Raw genomic sequence first — 13,847 nt, 5'->3', positions numbered from 1 at the left:
ATATCTTGGTTTGTTTTTTTTATCGAGGAAAGTCGGCAAATTATGTACGATTCACCGCATCAGTTCGAGCCGTTGATTCCGTCCGTCATACCGGTCGGTGTGTCCGAAAAGGCAAACCGGCTAGCGCTTTCTGCGGGCCGGCTTGGTGCGATGGCACATCCGTCGGTACGCGCCGTCTTGCGCGAACTGGTTCGCTCGATGTGCTCTTACTACAGCAACCGCATTGAAGGACAAGGCACGCATCCGCGTCATATCGAGCAAGCATTGCGCAAGAATTTTTCCGGCCTGCCGGAAGTTGCCCGCTTGCAAAGGATCGCGGTGGCGCATATCGATGCCGAGCGCGAACTGGAAGCACTGGTCCGTGCGGGCACGTCGCCCATGTCGAGCGCATTGTTGATGGCGTCTCACCGCGCCTTGTACGAGCGTCTTGCAGCAGAGGATCGCACCACGCAGGATGGACATGTCATCGCCCCCGGTGAACTGCGTGCGGTCAGTGTCGAAGTCGGCCATCATGTGCCGCCGTCAGCCGCCGCGCTGCCGGCTTTCCTGTCGCGCATGGATAAGGTCTACAACAAGCCGATGACGCTGGAGAGGCAACTGATTGCGATCGCGTGTCTGCATCACCGGGCCGCATGGGTGCATCCGTTTCGGGATTGCAATGGCCGTGCGGTTCGATTGCAAAGCCATTGCGCACTGTGGTTACTGTCGGATGGACTATGGTCACCAAGCAGGGGGCTGGCACGATCAGTCCCGCGCTACTATGCGCGACTGCACAATGCCGACCTGCCGCGTCGTGGTGACCTCGATGGCAGGGGCAACCTGAGTACCGCCGGATTGCTGGAATGGGTCGATTTTTTTCTGGATATCTGTCTGGATCAGGTCGATTTCATGCACCGGATGCTGGCGCTGGACAGCATGAAAACGCGCATCGATGCGCTCGTCACTTTTCGTGTCGGGACCGATAAGGCAATGCGTGCCGAAGCCATCCTGCCGCTGCATCACGTCTTTTCCGCCGGACCGGTGTCGCGGCGCGAATTTACCCAGCTGACCGGTCTGGGTGAACGGACCGCGCGGTCACTTTTGTCGCATATGCTGGCCACCGGCTTGCTGGTCAGTGACACGCCACTCGGCCCGGTGCGCTTTGGCCTGCCACTCGATGCGCTGCAATTCCTGCTGCCGGAGCTGTATCCGGAAGCCTCGACCAGGGCTGACTAGACTTTTTGCGCACCCGGCACCAGTTCATCGAGCCCGACGATCGTCGCATCCACGCCGGCAGGATTGTTGGCAACGAGTACTGCCCATTCGATCGCTTCATCGCGCCGCGTGCGCGAAAAATAGCGCAGCAGGTAATCCCCGTTCTCGACGGTGGGCAAGCCACGGCCATCGTTGCGCTTGAGCTTGCGCACGTACCAGACCGCGTAACCATTGACTTCTTCGCAGCAGTACACCTCGACCGAGTGGGCTGCCGAGAGCGGATGTTCGTCCGGGTTGGTGTGCCAGACGGTTTTACGCCAGACGTGGTTTTTTTTTGATTCGGCGACGAATTCCATGAACGTTCCTTGTTTATTGCGAAGTGGAGAGGGCGGGCTGGTCCGGGATCGGACTGCGGTCGATACGGTGGGTCAGGATGATTGACGTGGCCGTCTGGCGCACGCCGTCGGCGGTACCGATGCGGTCGAGCAGCAGGTCCAGTTCGGCGTTCGAACGACAACGCAGCGTCACCATGTAATCCATCGATCCGCTCACCGCGCACAGGGTTTCGACTTCCGGCATCGCTTGCAGCGTCTTGACAAAAGCGGCTGCGCTGCGTGGATCGAGCGAGATGCCCACATAGGCGCGCACGACGGGATGGAAGACCGCCTGATTGAGCCGCACGCCGTAGCCGGCAATGACGCCGCGTTTTTCGAGCGCGCTGATGCGGGCAATGGCTGTCGTGCGGGCGATGGCAACGTGGCGGGCAATGGTCGCGGTCGGCATGCGCGCGTCATCCATCAAGAGCGCCAGGATCTTGCTGTCAATCTCGTCGAGGGGAGCAGTCATAAGGTCAATGTGTCGGACGGCATCGTCAATCTGCATGAGTTTAAACCAGTGTGACGACACGCTGGGCGCTATTTCCTGACAGTACTTGCTTCTACAATTTTGTCATCCGATCCGCTTCGGCAATTCCCTGAAAGTTCATCATGACCACCCACCTCATCCTGCTTGGCGCCGGCAAAATCGGCGATGCCATCCTGAACCTGCTGTCGCACTGTGGCGATTACACGCTGACCGTGGCCGATCGCGATCCGGCGCGACTGGCCAGTGTGCGCAAGGCCGCCTTCCCGAACGTGACCGTAGTCGACGCCGATCTGACCGATGCCGCCACGGTCGCCGGTCTGATCCAAGACCATCAGGTGACGCTATCGGCCTGTCCGTATTTCCTGACGCCGCTGATTGCCGCCGCTGCCCGTCAGGCCGGTTCGCATTATTTCGATCTGACCGAAGATGTCGAGAGCACCCGCATCGTCAAGCAACTGGCCGACGGAGCCAGCACCGCGTTCGTGCCGCAGTGCGGTCTCGCGCCGGGTTTCATTTCGATTGTTGCCAACGATGTCGCCGGGCGGTTCGAGTCGCTGCGCGATGTCAGCATGCGCGTCGGCGCGTTGCCGACTTATCCGAGCAACGCGCTCAAGTACAACCTGACCTGGAGTACCGATGGCCTGATCAATGAATACTGCAATCCGTGCGAAGCGATTGTCGACGGCCAGTTGCGCGAGACCTCGGCGCTCGAAGAGATCGAACATTTTTCGCTCGACGGGATCGATTACGAAGCGTTCAATACCTCGGGCGGACTGGGTACGCTGTGCACCAGCCTAGCCGGCAAGGTGCAGAACCTGAACTACAAAACCGTGCGCTATCCCGGCCATCGGGACCTCATCAAACTGCTGGTGCGCGACCTGCAACTGGGCCAGCCGGCGCGCCGCCACATCCTCAAGGAAGTGATGGAAGCGTCGATCCCGATCACGCTGCAAGACGTGGTGCTGGTGTTCGTCAGCGTGGTGGGCATGCGTGGCGGAAGGCTCGAACAACAAACGTATGCGAAGAAAATCTACAGCCAGCACGTCAATGGTCAACTGCTGTCGGCGATCCAGCTGACTACCGCCGCCGGTATTTGCACGATGGTCGATCTGGTCGTGCAGGGACGCTTGCCGCAGCACGGACTGGTGCGCCAGGAGCAGGCGGCATTGACGGATTTTCTGGCGAACCGGTTTGGACAGTATTATTCGGCCTGACATCAAAGGAGACCACGATGCAATCCATCACCCAGTTGCTGTCCACCCTGGGCGTCGACCTGACGCTTTCAAATGGCAAGGATCTGCCATGCATCAGTCCGATTACCGGTGCAGTGCAGGCAACGCTGCGCACCGATACGCCGCAACAAGTTACTGAAAAAATCACGCAGGCACACGCTGCGTTCGTCCGTTGGCGGTCGGTGCCAGCACCGCGACGCGGCGAACTGATACGGTTGTTTGGCGATGAGCTACGCAGCCACAAGGAAGCGCTCGGTCGCGTCGTCACGCAGGAAGCCGGCAAGATCTTGCAGGAAGGGCTGGGCGAGGTGCAGGAGATGATCGACATCTGCGATTTTGCCGTGGGCCTGTCGCGCCAGTTGTATGGTCTGACGATTACCTCCGAACGGCCCGGCCACCGGATGATGGAAACCTGGCATCCGCTGGGTGTGGTCGGCGTGATTTCGGCGTTCAATTTCCCGGTTGCGGTGTGGGCCTGGAATGCGATGCTGGCGCTGGTATGCGGTAACAGCGTGGTCTGGAAGCCGTCCGAAAAAACCCCGCTGACAGCACTCGCCACGCACGCCCTGTTCATGAAAGCCGTGGCGCGTTTCGGTAGCGACGCACCCGACGGACTGACCGGACTGGTCATCGGTGGTCGTGACTGCGGCACGGCGCTGGTCGATGACAAACGCGTGCCGGTCATCAGCGCCACCGGCAGCACGCGCATGGGACGCGATGTCGCGGCCCGCTGCGCACAACGGCTGGCGCGCACTATCTTAGAGCTGGGCGGCAACAATGCGATGATCGTCGCGCCCAGTGCCGACCTCGACATGGCTGTGCGCGGCATTGTTTTTTCCGCGGTCGGCACGGCCGGTCAGCGCTGCACCAGCCTGCGCCGGCTAGTCGTTCACGCCAGTATTTACGACACCTTGCTGCCGCGCCTGAAAAAAATCTACGCGGCGCTACCAGTCGGTAATCCGTCCGATCCGGCTACGCTGGTTGGTCCGCTGATTGATGCCGCAGCATTCGACGCGATGCAGCTGGCGCTGGACAAGGCGCGCGCCGAAGGCGGCATCGTCTTTGGCGGACAACGTGCCGAGGTCGTCGGTGCCGAAGGCGGTCAGTACGTCCATCCGGCGCTCGTCGAGATGCCGATGCAATCGGCCATCATGCATCACGAAACCTTCGCGCCCATCCTGTATGTGGTGCGCTACGACACGCTGGCGCAGGCGATTGCGTTGAATAACGCTGTTCCGCAAGGTTTGTCGTCGAGCCTGTTCACCACCGATTTGCGCGAAGCCGAAACTTTTCTCGGCGCGACCGGCAGCGATTGCGGTATCGCCAACATCAACATCGGCCCCAGCGGTGCTGAAATCGGTGGCGCATTCGGCGGTGAAAAAGACACTGGCGGCGGTCGGGAGTCCGGCTCCGATGCGTGGAAAGGCTACATGCGGCGTGCCACCAACACGATCAATTACAGTCATGCCCTGCCGCTGGCGCAGGGCATCAGTTTTGATCTTTAGGAGGCAATCATGCGCATTGACTTGCCTGCCTTCGGAGAAGTACTGGTCGAACGCGGTCGCCGCGAACGCTCGCGCAGTCGGGATAGCGGCTGCCATTTATCCACACAGGATTTTTTCATGAGAACAGATAACAGCAATCTGGCCAACCTGATCGAAAAAGTCATCGGTGCCGACGGTGCCGCGCAAGTCTATCGCTTGCTGGCAATCCCGTCGGTGTTTTCCGGCGGGGAGCCAGGCCAGGTGTCGCGCAAGGAAATGGCGCAAGCGCTCAACATGGTGCTGTTTCATGATTTGCTGCAACGGGTGCCCAGCGGTCGCCGCTACACCGAAGAAGTGGCCAGTCGCGGCGACAAGGTCTGGCATGACCATGGCGCGCTGCGTACCGTGCGCTGGGCGGAGAATGGCGCGTTGCCACCTGGAGAATGCGCGTTCACGCGCCTGCTCGAGCCGCTTGGTTACCGGCTCAATGGCGTGTTTCCGCTGGATCGCATCGGCATGACGGGACGCTCGTATGTGCAGCAGGATTGCCCTGAGCAGATCGCGCAATTCTTTGTCAGCGAACTGCATCCGGAAAAATTCTCGGTGCCGTTTCAGCAGGCGGTGACGCGGGTGGTGTCGACCTCGCGGGACCCGCTGTCACCGAAATCACACTGGCTATTGCATGAACTGGGGCGTGACAACCGGCTTTCAGTCACGCACGCCATTTCATTGCTGGTGCAATTGCAGGCGTGTTTTGCGTGCCAGCATGCGACCCCGACCCTGGCCGACTACGACGTGCTGCGCGCCGAATCGGCAGAAATGGCGTGGATCGCGACCGAAGGCAACACCTTCAATCACGTGACTGACCGGGTCGCCGATGTGGCGCAGGTCGCGTTACAGCAAAAGGTCTTGCGCCGGCCGATGAAGCAATCTGTCGAAGTCTCGCAAAGTGGCCGGATTCGCCAGACCGCTTTCCTCGCCGATAACGTGACGCGTCGTTTTATTGCGGCTGACGGTTCGCTGGTGGAGCATGACGTGCCGGGCAGCTTTTACGAATTCATTTCGCGCGATGTCGTTGATGGAAGCGATCAGCTGGATCTGGGTTTCGATGCCGGCAATGCGCAAGGGATATTCAGGATGACTGCTTCCTGACTATATCTGGTTGTCCATCGCCTGTTCCGGCCACATGCCGGTACGATTTATTGCAGTGACAGCGCGATGGCCATGTCGAGGCCCCAGTTGGCCGGCAGCTTGAAGTACGGGTCCGGCATGCCCAGCGTCGTGACGAACAGACCACCGATGCCGCGCATGCTGTTGATCTTCATGACGGCAGCCATGTTGGAGCGCGGACTGGTATGGACGATGCTGATGAAACGCGCGGCAGGATAGTTGACTTGCCATGCTGGCACGACCTGACGTTTAAAGCGTTGCAGCGTGTCTTCGAAGGTCACGAACTTGTCGGCCAGCGGCAAGGTCAGGTAGCGCTCCGGTACGTTGGTGCGAGGATTGCCGGTGACCGTGAATTTCGGCGACAGGCCCTTGATGTAGTTGTAGACCGACTGGTAGTACTGGATGTGGGCGGCGGTGCTGTCATCGGTCATCTCGTCGATGAAAAAGCCATCCACCTTGTAGAGGGCCAGGTAGGTATTGATGTCCTTGGTCACGTCAGACAGGCGACGGTTGCCATAGGACGACGAGACATACGCGATCACCGTGCCGCCGGAGGCGTGCAGGTTGGCAATGGCCTTCACGTAGTTCTGGTCGGGGGCAGTGCCGGGACCGCTGTTCGGATTGACGATGGCAGTGGTCGGCATTTTCTTGGCCAGCACGTTCAGGCTGGCCCATGCCGTACTGTTCGGGCTAGGGTAGAAATAAGCCGGCACGACCGCCTCACGAACGATCGCACTGTGGGCGACGATCGGGCACAGAAGAAAGGCCATGACGGCAAAGATGGCCCGTGTAATGCGGTGGACGAAAACGGAAGGTGTGGTCATGATTTTGCCTTTTATTCGAGACGTCCTCTGGACGTGCTGAATGGTTGGCCTGACAGCGGGATGCTGTCAGGTAGCTGGCTGACTTCCGAAGAAGCCCCTGTAGCTTTGCGTCGCTGGATCACTCCAGGTTTGCCGGTCACTCTGTTACTTTTGCAACTCTGCAAAATATACCATATGTTTCTCAGCGGAAATAATTTTATGTGAGTATTTCCTCTGACGAGATGGCTTGGCCTGTTCTTTTTTAAACACTTTTTTTGGCGGCTGTCATTTTATGTTCTTGTCTATTCCATCTCGCCTGAAAGGCATTCTTGCGCTCCTGATCGTCACGCTGGTGTGGGGCACGACGTTTCCGGCAATGAAAGATCTGACCGCACATTTTTCAGCGGTCTGGATCATCCTCGTTCGCTTCACGATGGCCGGTCTCGTGTTGACGCCGTTCCTGTGGCGCGCGCGCTGGCGTGATTGTCTGCCCGGGGTGCTGCTGGGGATCACGCTGTTCCTGTGTTTCATGCTGCAACTCGAAGGTCTGGCCCTGACCAGTTCGAATCGCAATGCGTTCGTCACCGGCCTCAATGTGCTGGTTGTACCGCTGCTGGGCCTGCTGGCAGGCAAGGTACCCGAGCGTCGCATCGTGACCGCTATTGCGCTAGCCATCGTCGGTCTGTTTGCGCTGTGCTGGGATGGCGGTATGTGGGGACTTGGCGATAATCTGGCATTGACCGGGGCGTTTCTTTTTGGCGTGTACGTGAAGTTGCTCGAAGTCCTGACGCGGCGTGCCAGCAGCCTGATGGTGCTAACCACGGTACAGATCATCGTCGTCGCGCTGTGCGCCGGACTCTGGCTGGTGGCGTGGGAATTGCCGTACCATCCGGTCGACTGGACGGTGATCGCGTCGGCGATGCAGACCGATGTGGTGAATTTTCTGTACCTCGGACTGGTGGCAACGGCAGCGATCATTTCATTGCAAACCTGGGGACAGCGCCACAGCAGTGCCAACGAGGCGGCGGTGATCTATGCGTTCGAGCCTGCCTGCGCTGCCATTGCGGCCTATTTCTGGTTGGGCGAGGTGATGTCCTGGCGTAGCCTGGTCGGTGCAGCATTACTAATTGCCGGAATGATTGTCAGTCAGTGGATCTCGCCAGTGCAGCGGCGCGCGCAGATGGCAGCCGAAAGGTGTCCTGTTATGCCCATTTCGCATAACTGATATGCAAAATGAAAATTGGCATGGGGCAGGGCCGATCGTTATAGTTTGGCTGTCTCCTCTATGTCTACCCAAATTGATATAGATTTTGCCCACTTTCGAGTGGGCATTTTTTTTGGCTGGTCGATGCGTTATCGCCGCCCGCAGGTCTGTAAATCGCTATGCAACGACCCAGTTCTCGATTCTGAGACCGGGATAAATAATAAAATCACGGACATTGTTTGTCACCAGAGTGACATCGAGTGCCACGGCATGCGCGGCGATCAGTTTATCCAGATGGTCTTTCTTGCGGTCACGAGTCGCCTCCCGGATCGGACCGTAGGCAAGTGCAGCAGAGGCATCAAACGGGGCAACCGGAATGTCTTCAATGAGTTCAGCGAGATTCTGCCGTTCACGTTCACTGTCCTGAGAAACGGTAACGCCGTACACCAGCTCGGCAAACGTAATCGCCGACATCACGACATCACCGGCATAGCACTGGCTAAATCGACTGGCGACCTGCTCGGGCTGTTTCTTCATCAAATAGATGCACATATTGGTATCGAGCATGAACAGCGCCATTACAACTCCTGCCGATCGTTTTGCTCCTGGTCGCTTCGTCCCTCTGCCATGAAGTCAGGTCCAAACTTGGCAAACTTGGCAAGTGCGCCCGTAAGCAGTCGTTGAGCGGGACGGATTCGAATTTCATCGCCAACGCGCACGATTTCGAAGTCGATATCGGTGCGTTCATAGGCGAGTTCGGCAGGAATGCGAATTGCCTGGGAGTTGCCGTTTTTAAATGCTTTGGTGATTTGCATTCTTTCCTCGCGTAGTGTGTACTTAAGTGTGTACCTTATACCGAATAGTCCATTTTTTCAATGTCTGTCACGTAGGGTGCAATAACCGAAGGGCATTGCACCGCCAGCGGGAATTAATGCGGTTTTTATCCCGCCAGAACCAGGCCATCAGCGCAAGTATCAATGCGATGCAGGCAATGTGATCGTCGTTGATCGCATCCTTGAGCGCAGCCAGACCATTCGGTGCAATGCCCTTCGGTTATTGCACCCTACGGATTTTGCCTGTGAACGCTGTCCTTCAGCGTTCCAGATCCAGATACCGCCACGTCGTCAGCATCACCGGATGGCGCTGGTAATTGCGCAGCCAGGGATGCTGGACATCGGCCGAGACCGGATGGGTGCGTAGCACCCATGGCGCATAGCCTTGCAGAAGGTGATTCATGTCGCGATACAACAGGTTGCGTGCGGGCGAGTCGGGCAGTTGCTGCGCCTGTTCGTACAGACGATCAAAGGCCGGCAGCCGGAAGCGGGCACGGTTGGCAGAGCCGGCGTTGGGGCCGTACAGCAGCTGGTAAAAATTCTCGCCATCGGGAAAGTCGGCGATCCACTCCGCTTCCAGCATCTGCACCTGACCGAGTCGCGCTGCTTTCAGCAGGTCGGTAAATTTGCCGCTATTGAAAACCACCCGAATGCCGATGGCGCTGAGGCTGCGACGCCATAATTCGTCGCGCAGTCGTCCGGTCGTCGAAGCCAGCGTATGCATCGTCAGCGTGAGTGGCGAACCGTCCGGCTGTTCCCGCCAGCCATCGCCATCGCGATCGCGATAGCCGAAATGGTCGAGCAGCGCACGTGCCAGCGCCGGGTTGGTTTCGGCATCGCTGCGCAGCGCCGCGTCATAACCGACTACGTTGGGCGGCAGCGGCGACTGGGCCGGAATCGCCAGTCCTTTTGACAGCACGCGGATATCCTCGGCGCGGTCGTAGCTGTAGCCGATCGCGCGGCGCAGCGCAATCTGCGGCAAGCCGATACCGCCCAGCACCGGGTCTTCCATGTTCATCCACAGGTAGTCGAGCGACATCATCGGTGTCAGCGCCAGCGTGATGCCTTGCCGGGACAACTCGGGTTTCAGCTTGCCCTGCTCCAGCACCATGCCGGCCAGTGGTGCCGGTACCGGTTCGAGGTAGTCGATATCGTGATTCAGGAAGGCCAGGACGCGGGCTTGCTGTTCTTCCAGTACACGAACATCAATGTGACCAATCAGCGGCAGCGACTTGTCGTGCAGCGCACGGGCGATGGCGGGATTGCCGGTGGTGTTGTCGTCGAAGACGGTGCGCCGGAAATCGGGATTGGCGTCGAGCAGCAAGCGACTGTTGCGCTGCCATTCGCGCAGCATGTACGGGCCGGTGCCGACCGGGAAGGGTGCGTGTGCGGCGATGGTTTCATGCGCCACCACCGAGAGCGCCGGCATCGCCAGCAGGTATAGAAAATTATTGTCCGGGCGATCGAGCACGATGCGCAGGGTGTGACTGTCGAGCGCGGTCAGGCCGGCGATCGGGCGCATCGGATCGAACGTGCCTTGCTTGAGTTCGCTGTCGCCGGCCAGTTTGCCATCGAGTAAAAACAGCCAGGGCGATTTCAGGGCCGGATCGTAATGGCGCTGCATGCTGTAGATCAGGTCGGTGGCGACCAGTTCGCGCGACTTGCCGCCGAAGGCCGGGTCCGGCGTGAAGCGGATGCCGTGCTGCAGTGTGAGGGTGTAGGTCTTGCCATCGGCGCTGATGGTCGGCATGGCGGTCGTCAGGTTCGGTCGCAATGCCAGCGGGCGTGCCAGATAGTCGTAGCGCAGCGGTGCATCGAAGATGTTTTCGATCAGGCTCAGTGTATTGGTATCGGAGGCCTGGGCCGGGTCGAGCACGGTTTCGCCATTTTGCAGGACCACATGCAAGGTCTTGCGCATGTCGGCGGCGGCAGTCGGGAGGCTCAGTACAAACAGGCAAGCGGCGAGGCAGCGCACAGTCAGGGAACGCGCAGCAGTCATGGTTTGAAAATCGAAAAGGTGGAGTCGTTCGGGGTTATCACTGTAGCGCAGTTTTGCGGACCTGTAGTACCTGAAGCCGCGGTCTTCCTGGTTGCACTGACAAGGCGTCGGAAAAAACAGCTACTCTACGGTGCCACAGTTTGCGTGCCCGCCATGACGTGCACCGACTACTTGCTGCCGAACCACTTTTCCCGAGGATGCCCTGATGAAAAATAGCCCCGTTCTCCACCGCTTGCTGTTTGCAGCCTGCTGCACGCTAGGTCTGTCGTCTGCCCTCGCCGCTAGCCCCGCCACGGTCACGATCACGCCACTTGGCAGTCATGATGGCGAAGTCTGTGCCGCTGACCGGGCGCTGATTTTTGAAGATCCGGACGGCACGCGCATCCTGTATGACGCCGGTCGCACGGTGCGCGGTGGCAATGATCCGCGTCTTGGCAAGATCGATGCCGTTTTGCTCAGCCATGTGCATGGCGACCATCTTGGCGACCGTCACCAGCCGTCTGCCAACGCCGGTACCTGTGCTGCACCGGATTTTTCAGTGAAAAGCACGCCGTCGTCGGTCACCGAAGAAATCGTGCTGGCGCAAAAAGCCAAGCTGTTCGTTGGCGGTGAAATGGGCAGTTTTTTCTCGCGCCGCATCAAGGCTGCTGGCGGTACGGCCGATCAGGTGCAACTGGTGCGGTTTGGCGGACAAAGCAAAATCGGTGGCGTCAGCATCGCCAGCGTGCCAGCGGCACACTCGAACGGACTCGATCCGGACTTCTTGGAGTCCGCCCATGCCGAGGCGCTGGCAGCCAATGCGCTGACCGCGTATGTCGGTCCTGCCGGTGGCTACGTGCTGACGTTTTCAAACGGGCTGGTGGTGTACCTGTCGGGCGATACCGGCATCATTGCCGACCAGGAACTGGTCGTGCGACGCTTCTACAAACCCACGCTGGCAGTACTCAACATCGGTGGTACGTTTTCTACCGGCCCGGTCGAAGCGGCTTATGTGATCAATGATCTGGTCAAGCCCAATGCCGTGATCGCCTCGCATGCCAATCAGGCCACCACCAAAGACGGCAAGTTACTGCCGGGTACCCGCACCGCAGTCTTCAAGTCCGCCGTCAAAGTACCGACCTATTTGCCCGTCAGCGGCAAGCCGATGTCGTTTACTGCGAACGGGAAGTGCGTGGCGGGCTGCTAGTCGGTGACGTCAGTGGACCGCCTTGAAGCGGGCCTCTGCATCATGGAAGACGGCCCGGACCTGCTCGATATCGTACGGCTGTTCACGCAGTGATGCGTGCTCCCACTGGCTGCGTGGTTCGTGCGGTTCGAAGAAGTTGCCGGTGTAGACGTGGATCGCGCAACTCATCCGGGCTAACGGATTGAGAACCGAATGGATGATGTCACGACCGAGCGTGGCGACTTCGCCGGCACCCAGCGATTTGGCACCTGCCGCCTCGATCGACCCTTCGGTGCGACGCCAGAAAATATTGTCTTCCCGGCCTTCATAGATGCCGATAACCGCCGTCATCTGGTGATTGTGTGGCAGCAGATTCATGCACGGTGCCCAGACAAAATTGATGATGGTGAGTTCCGGCGAGCGGTACAGCGGGGTGATGCCCGCATGCTGCGGCTCGCCCAGTTCTGCCATGAGCGACGCGCGTTGCGAGACCGCTTCCGCGACAACTTCACGCAGTGCCACCTGGCCGGACGTGGCGGCCTCCTTGCAGTCCTGAATAAATCTGTCCTTGTCGAACATGCGGTCATTCCTTTCGTGGTGGACGTGAGGTTACTTCATCGGTTGCGGTGTTTGTTGCAGCAGTTCGGCCAGCGACTCTTTCCACAGGTCGGCGCGAAACGCGGTGCCATGTCCTGCCGTCAGTTCGCTGCCGGGAATGAGCAGCATCCGGGCGTTTTTGATCCGTTGCAGGGCGCGTTCCATGATGCCCAACTCGGGCGGATTGCGCTCGTCATCGGCCGAATTGATCGCCAGCAGCGTGGCCGTGATGCGCTCCAGTCCGGCTGACGGATCGTAGTCGCGCGAGGATTCCCACTGATACAGCACGTCATTGGCATCGGCCGGGAACGGTGCGGCCAGTCGTGCATCGAGCAGGGCATCGGCTTTTACGCGGGTCGGTGCGGCTTTTTGCAAGGCCTGGCTGCCGCCGTTGGTGGCCAGTCCGAAAAACACCGAGCTACTCTGTGCGCTGCGTGGCTGGGTCGTGTAATTGCCATTCATCCAGGCCGGGTCATTGCGGATCGTGTCGCTGATCAGACGGCGCAGCATCCAGTTGCGCCCTGCCATTTCGGTCGGCAGTGATGCCATCGGGACCGCAATATCCATCATCGCCGGATATTTCTGCGCATAAATCCAGGTCTCCATGCCACCCATCGAATAGCCCAGCACCATCCGCAAATGCGGGATGCCGAGGTGCTCGGTGATCAGTTGGTGCTGCGCTTCGACCATATCTTCGGTGCTGTAGCGGGGGAAGCCAGCGCGCAGGCCATCGGAGGGTTTGCTGGATTTGCCGTGGCCGATTGCATCCGGCAGGATCACGAAATAGCGGCTTGCATCGAGCGGCTGGCCGGGGCCGAACAGTGCGCCACCGAATTGCGGTGCCAGCAGGCTGGCACCGGATTGCGCGGTGCCATGCAGCAGCAAAACCGGGATTCCGCTTGGCGCACCAATGGTTCGATAGTGCAGTGTCAATGCGGGAAACACCGCACCGGAACGAAAGTGGAAGTCACGGATGGTCCAGTCACCTTCGGCGGGGACCGGAAAATCGGCGGCCAGCAACGGGTGCATGGTCAGGGCGAAAACGGTGCCAAGCAAGATGCGGGCTGGTGTCTGGGGCAATGGCATGCAATCGTCTTTCGTAAGAGTTCAGGCCGCCAGCCTACTGTTTGGTTTGGGTCATGTCTACAAAGTAATAAGTTGCAGTGCAGCACGTGCGGGTCAGACGCTGGCGTTATCCACCATTATTCATTTGCAATCGGCTGCATCCGACAGGCTCCTAGCCTGAATGTTTCATGAACCGGCATTTCGGCATGCGTTCCCATCATCATCGCTGCAGCAATG

Annotated in this window: 14 protein-coding genes and 1 riboswitch; of the genes, 6 read left to right on the top strand and 8 right to left on the bottom strand. The window is 59.2% G+C overall.

The genetic code is table 11. The annotated features are described in order from the left end of the window. Positions 1 to 42: 42 nt before the first annotated feature. Positions 43 to 1,215 (top strand): Fic family protein, encoded by a 1,173-nt coding sequence (locus tag QN370_RS07480; protein ID WP_322128445.1) that lies wholly within the window; start codon positions 43 to 45, stop codon positions 1,213 to 1,215. On the opposite strand, the gene QN370_RS07475 is transcribed toward QN370_RS07480, so the two are convergent. Then, positions 1,212 to 1,550 carry a hypothetical protein gene (locus QN370_RS07475; protein WP_323581703.1) on the bottom strand — a complete coding sequence of 113 codons (339 nt, stop codon included), beginning with the start codon at positions 1,548 to 1,550 and terminating at the stop codon, positions 1,212 to 1,214. The genes QN370_RS07480 and QN370_RS07475 overlap by 4 nt on opposite strands. A 13-nt stretch (positions 1,551 to 1,563) precedes the next feature. Next, positions 1,564 to 2,040 (bottom strand): Lrp/AsnC family transcriptional regulator, encoded by a 477-nt coding sequence (locus tag QN370_RS07470; protein WP_322128443.1) that lies wholly within the window; start codon positions 2,038 to 2,040, stop codon positions 1,564 to 1,566. Between the two features lie 140 nt (positions 2,041 to 2,180). Between QN370_RS07470 and QN370_RS07465 the strand changes: the two genes are divergently transcribed. The 3 genes from QN370_RS07465 (at position 2,181) to QN370_RS07455 (ending at position 5,926) form a co-directional block, all read left to right on the top strand. Next, positions 2,181 to 3,272: a saccharopine dehydrogenase family protein gene (locus tag QN370_RS07465; RefSeq protein WP_322128442.1), complete on the top strand. Its 1,092-nt coding sequence runs from the start codon at positions 2,181 to 2,183 to the stop codon at positions 3,270 to 3,272. Positions 3,273 to 3,289: 17 nt separating this feature from the next. Beyond that, the gene (locus QN370_RS07460; protein WP_322128441.1) at positions 3,290 to 4,795 is read left to right on the top strand and encodes an aldehyde dehydrogenase family protein; all 1,506 of its coding nucleotides are present in this window, start codon (positions 3,290 to 3,292) and stop codon (positions 4,793 to 4,795) included. Between the two features lie 117 nt (positions 4,796 to 4,912). Further along, positions 4,913 to 5,926, top strand: coding sequence for a DUF1338 domain-containing protein (locus tag QN370_RS07455; protein WP_416172182.1), 1,014 nt, complete (start codon positions 4,913 to 4,915; stop codon positions 5,924 to 5,926). Positions 5,927 to 5,973: 47 nt separating this feature from the next. On the opposite strand, the gene QN370_RS07450 is transcribed toward QN370_RS07455, so the two are convergent. Beyond that, positions 5,974 to 6,768 carry a spherulation-specific family 4 protein gene (locus QN370_RS07450; protein WP_322128439.1) on the bottom strand — a complete coding sequence of 265 codons (795 nt, stop codon included), beginning with the start codon at positions 6,766 to 6,768 and terminating at the stop codon, positions 5,974 to 5,976. Positions 6,769 to 6,834: 66 nt separating this feature from the next. Continuing rightward, positions 6,835 to 6,912: riboswitch (cyclic di-GMP riboswitch) on the bottom strand. A gap of 127 nt (positions 6,913 to 7,039) precedes the next feature. Between QN370_RS07450 and QN370_RS07445 the strand changes: the two genes are divergently transcribed. After that, positions 7,040 to 7,972, top strand: coding sequence for a DMT family transporter (locus tag QN370_RS07445; RefSeq protein WP_322128438.1), 933 nt, complete (start codon positions 7,040 to 7,042; stop codon positions 7,970 to 7,972). Between the two features lie 156 nt (positions 7,973 to 8,128). On the opposite strand, the gene QN370_RS07440 is transcribed toward QN370_RS07445, so the two are convergent. The 3 genes from QN370_RS07440 to QN370_RS07430 all read right to left on the bottom strand — a co-directional run bounded on the left by QN370_RS07440 (position 8,129) and on the right by QN370_RS07430 (position 10,783). Then, positions 8,129 to 8,530 carry a type II toxin-antitoxin system VapC family toxin gene (locus QN370_RS07440; protein ID WP_322128437.1) on the bottom strand — a complete coding sequence of 134 codons (402 nt, stop codon included), beginning with the start codon at positions 8,528 to 8,530 and terminating at the stop codon, positions 8,129 to 8,131. Then, the gene (gene vapB / locus QN370_RS07435; RefSeq protein WP_322128436.1) at positions 8,530 to 8,766 is read right to left on the bottom strand and encodes a type II toxin-antitoxin system VapB family antitoxin; all 237 of its coding nucleotides are present in this window, start codon (positions 8,764 to 8,766) and stop codon (positions 8,530 to 8,532) included. The genes QN370_RS07440 and vapB overlap by 1 nt, the downstream gene beginning before the upstream one ends. Before the next feature lie 277 nt (positions 8,767 to 9,043). Further along, entirely contained in the window at positions 9,044 to 10,783 is a 1,740-nt protein-coding gene (locus QN370_RS07430) for an ABC transporter substrate-binding protein (protein ID WP_322128435.1), read from the bottom strand. A 205-nt stretch (positions 10,784 to 10,988) separates the two neighbouring features. Here QN370_RS07430 and QN370_RS07425 point away from each other — a divergent pair, with 205 nt between their 5' ends. Beyond that, complete coding sequence (locus QN370_RS07425; protein WP_322128434.1) at positions 10,989 to 11,969, top strand: MBL fold metallo-hydrolase; 981 nt, start codon at positions 10,989 to 10,991, stop codon at positions 11,967 to 11,969. Between the two features lie 9 nt (positions 11,970 to 11,978). Here QN370_RS07425 and QN370_RS07420 read toward each other — a convergent pair whose 3' ends face one another. Both QN370_RS07420 and QN370_RS07415 read right to left on the bottom strand, forming a co-directional pair. Then, entirely contained in the window at positions 11,979 to 12,527 is a 549-nt protein-coding gene (locus QN370_RS07420; RefSeq protein WP_322128433.1) for a hypothetical protein, read from the bottom strand. Between the two features lie 30 nt (positions 12,528 to 12,557). Continuing rightward, positions 12,558 to 13,631 (bottom strand): alpha/beta fold hydrolase, encoded by a 1,074-nt coding sequence (locus QN370_RS07415; RefSeq protein WP_322128432.1) that lies wholly within the window; start codon positions 13,629 to 13,631, stop codon positions 12,558 to 12,560. Between the last annotated feature and the right edge of the window lie 216 nt (positions 13,632 to 13,847).

It is taken from the genome of Actimicrobium sp. CCI2.3, from assembly GCF_035019065.1.
In the GTDB taxonomy this organism is placed as follows: domain Bacteria; phylum Pseudomonadota; class Gammaproteobacteria; order Burkholderiales; family Burkholderiaceae_D; genus Actimicrobium.
Note: the sequence above shows the minus strand (reverse complement) of the source record. Positions and strands in the feature narration are given on the sequence as shown.

Bases quoted from the DNA above. Each gene is read 5' to 3' on its own strand.
- QN370_RS07480 (WP_322128445.1), top strand. From the start codon at position 43: ATGTACGATTCACCGCATCAGTTCGAGCCGTTGATTCCGTCCGTCATA.
- QN370_RS07475 (WP_323581703.1), bottom strand. From the start codon at position 1,550: ATGGAATTCGTCGCCGAATCAAAAAAAAACCACGTCTGGCGTAAAACC.
- QN370_RS07470 (WP_322128443.1), bottom strand. From the start codon at position 2,040: ATGACTGCTCCCCTCGACGAGATTGACAGCAAGATCCTGGCGCTCTTG.
- QN370_RS07465 (WP_322128442.1), top strand. From the start codon at position 2,181: ATGACCACCCACCTCATCCTGCTTGGCGCCGGCAAAATCGGCGATGCC.
- QN370_RS07460 (WP_322128441.1), top strand. From the start codon at position 3,290: ATGCAATCCATCACCCAGTTGCTGTCCACCCTGGGCGTCGACCTGACG.
- QN370_RS07455 (WP_416172182.1), top strand. From the start codon at position 4,913: ATGAGAACAGATAACAGCAATCTGGCCAACCTGATCGAAAAAGTCATC.
- QN370_RS07450 (WP_322128439.1), bottom strand. From the start codon at position 6,768: ATGACCACACCTTCCGTTTTCGTCCACCGCATTACACGGGCCATCTTT.
- QN370_RS07445 (WP_322128438.1), top strand. From the start codon at position 7,040: ATGTTCTTGTCTATTCCATCTCGCCTGAAAGGCATTCTTGCGCTCCTG.
- QN370_RS07440 (WP_322128437.1), bottom strand. From the start codon at position 8,530: ATGGCGCTGTTCATGCTCGATACCAATATGTGCATCTATTTGATGAAG.
- vapB (WP_322128436.1), bottom strand. From the start codon at position 8,766: ATGCAAATCACCAAAGCATTTAAAAACGGCAACTCCCAGGCAATTCGC.
- QN370_RS07430 (WP_322128435.1), bottom strand. From the start codon at position 10,783: ATGACTGCTGCGCGTTCCCTGACTGTGCGCTGCCTCGCCGCTTGCCTG.
- QN370_RS07425 (WP_322128434.1), top strand. From the start codon at position 10,989: ATGAAAAATAGCCCCGTTCTCCACCGCTTGCTGTTTGCAGCCTGCTGC.
- QN370_RS07420 (WP_322128433.1), bottom strand. From the start codon at position 12,527: ATGTTCGACAAGGACAGATTTATTCAGGACTGCAAGGAGGCCGCCACG.
- QN370_RS07415 (WP_322128432.1), bottom strand. From the start codon at position 13,631: ATGCCATTGCCCCAGACACCAGCCCGCATCTTGCTTGGCACCGTTTTC.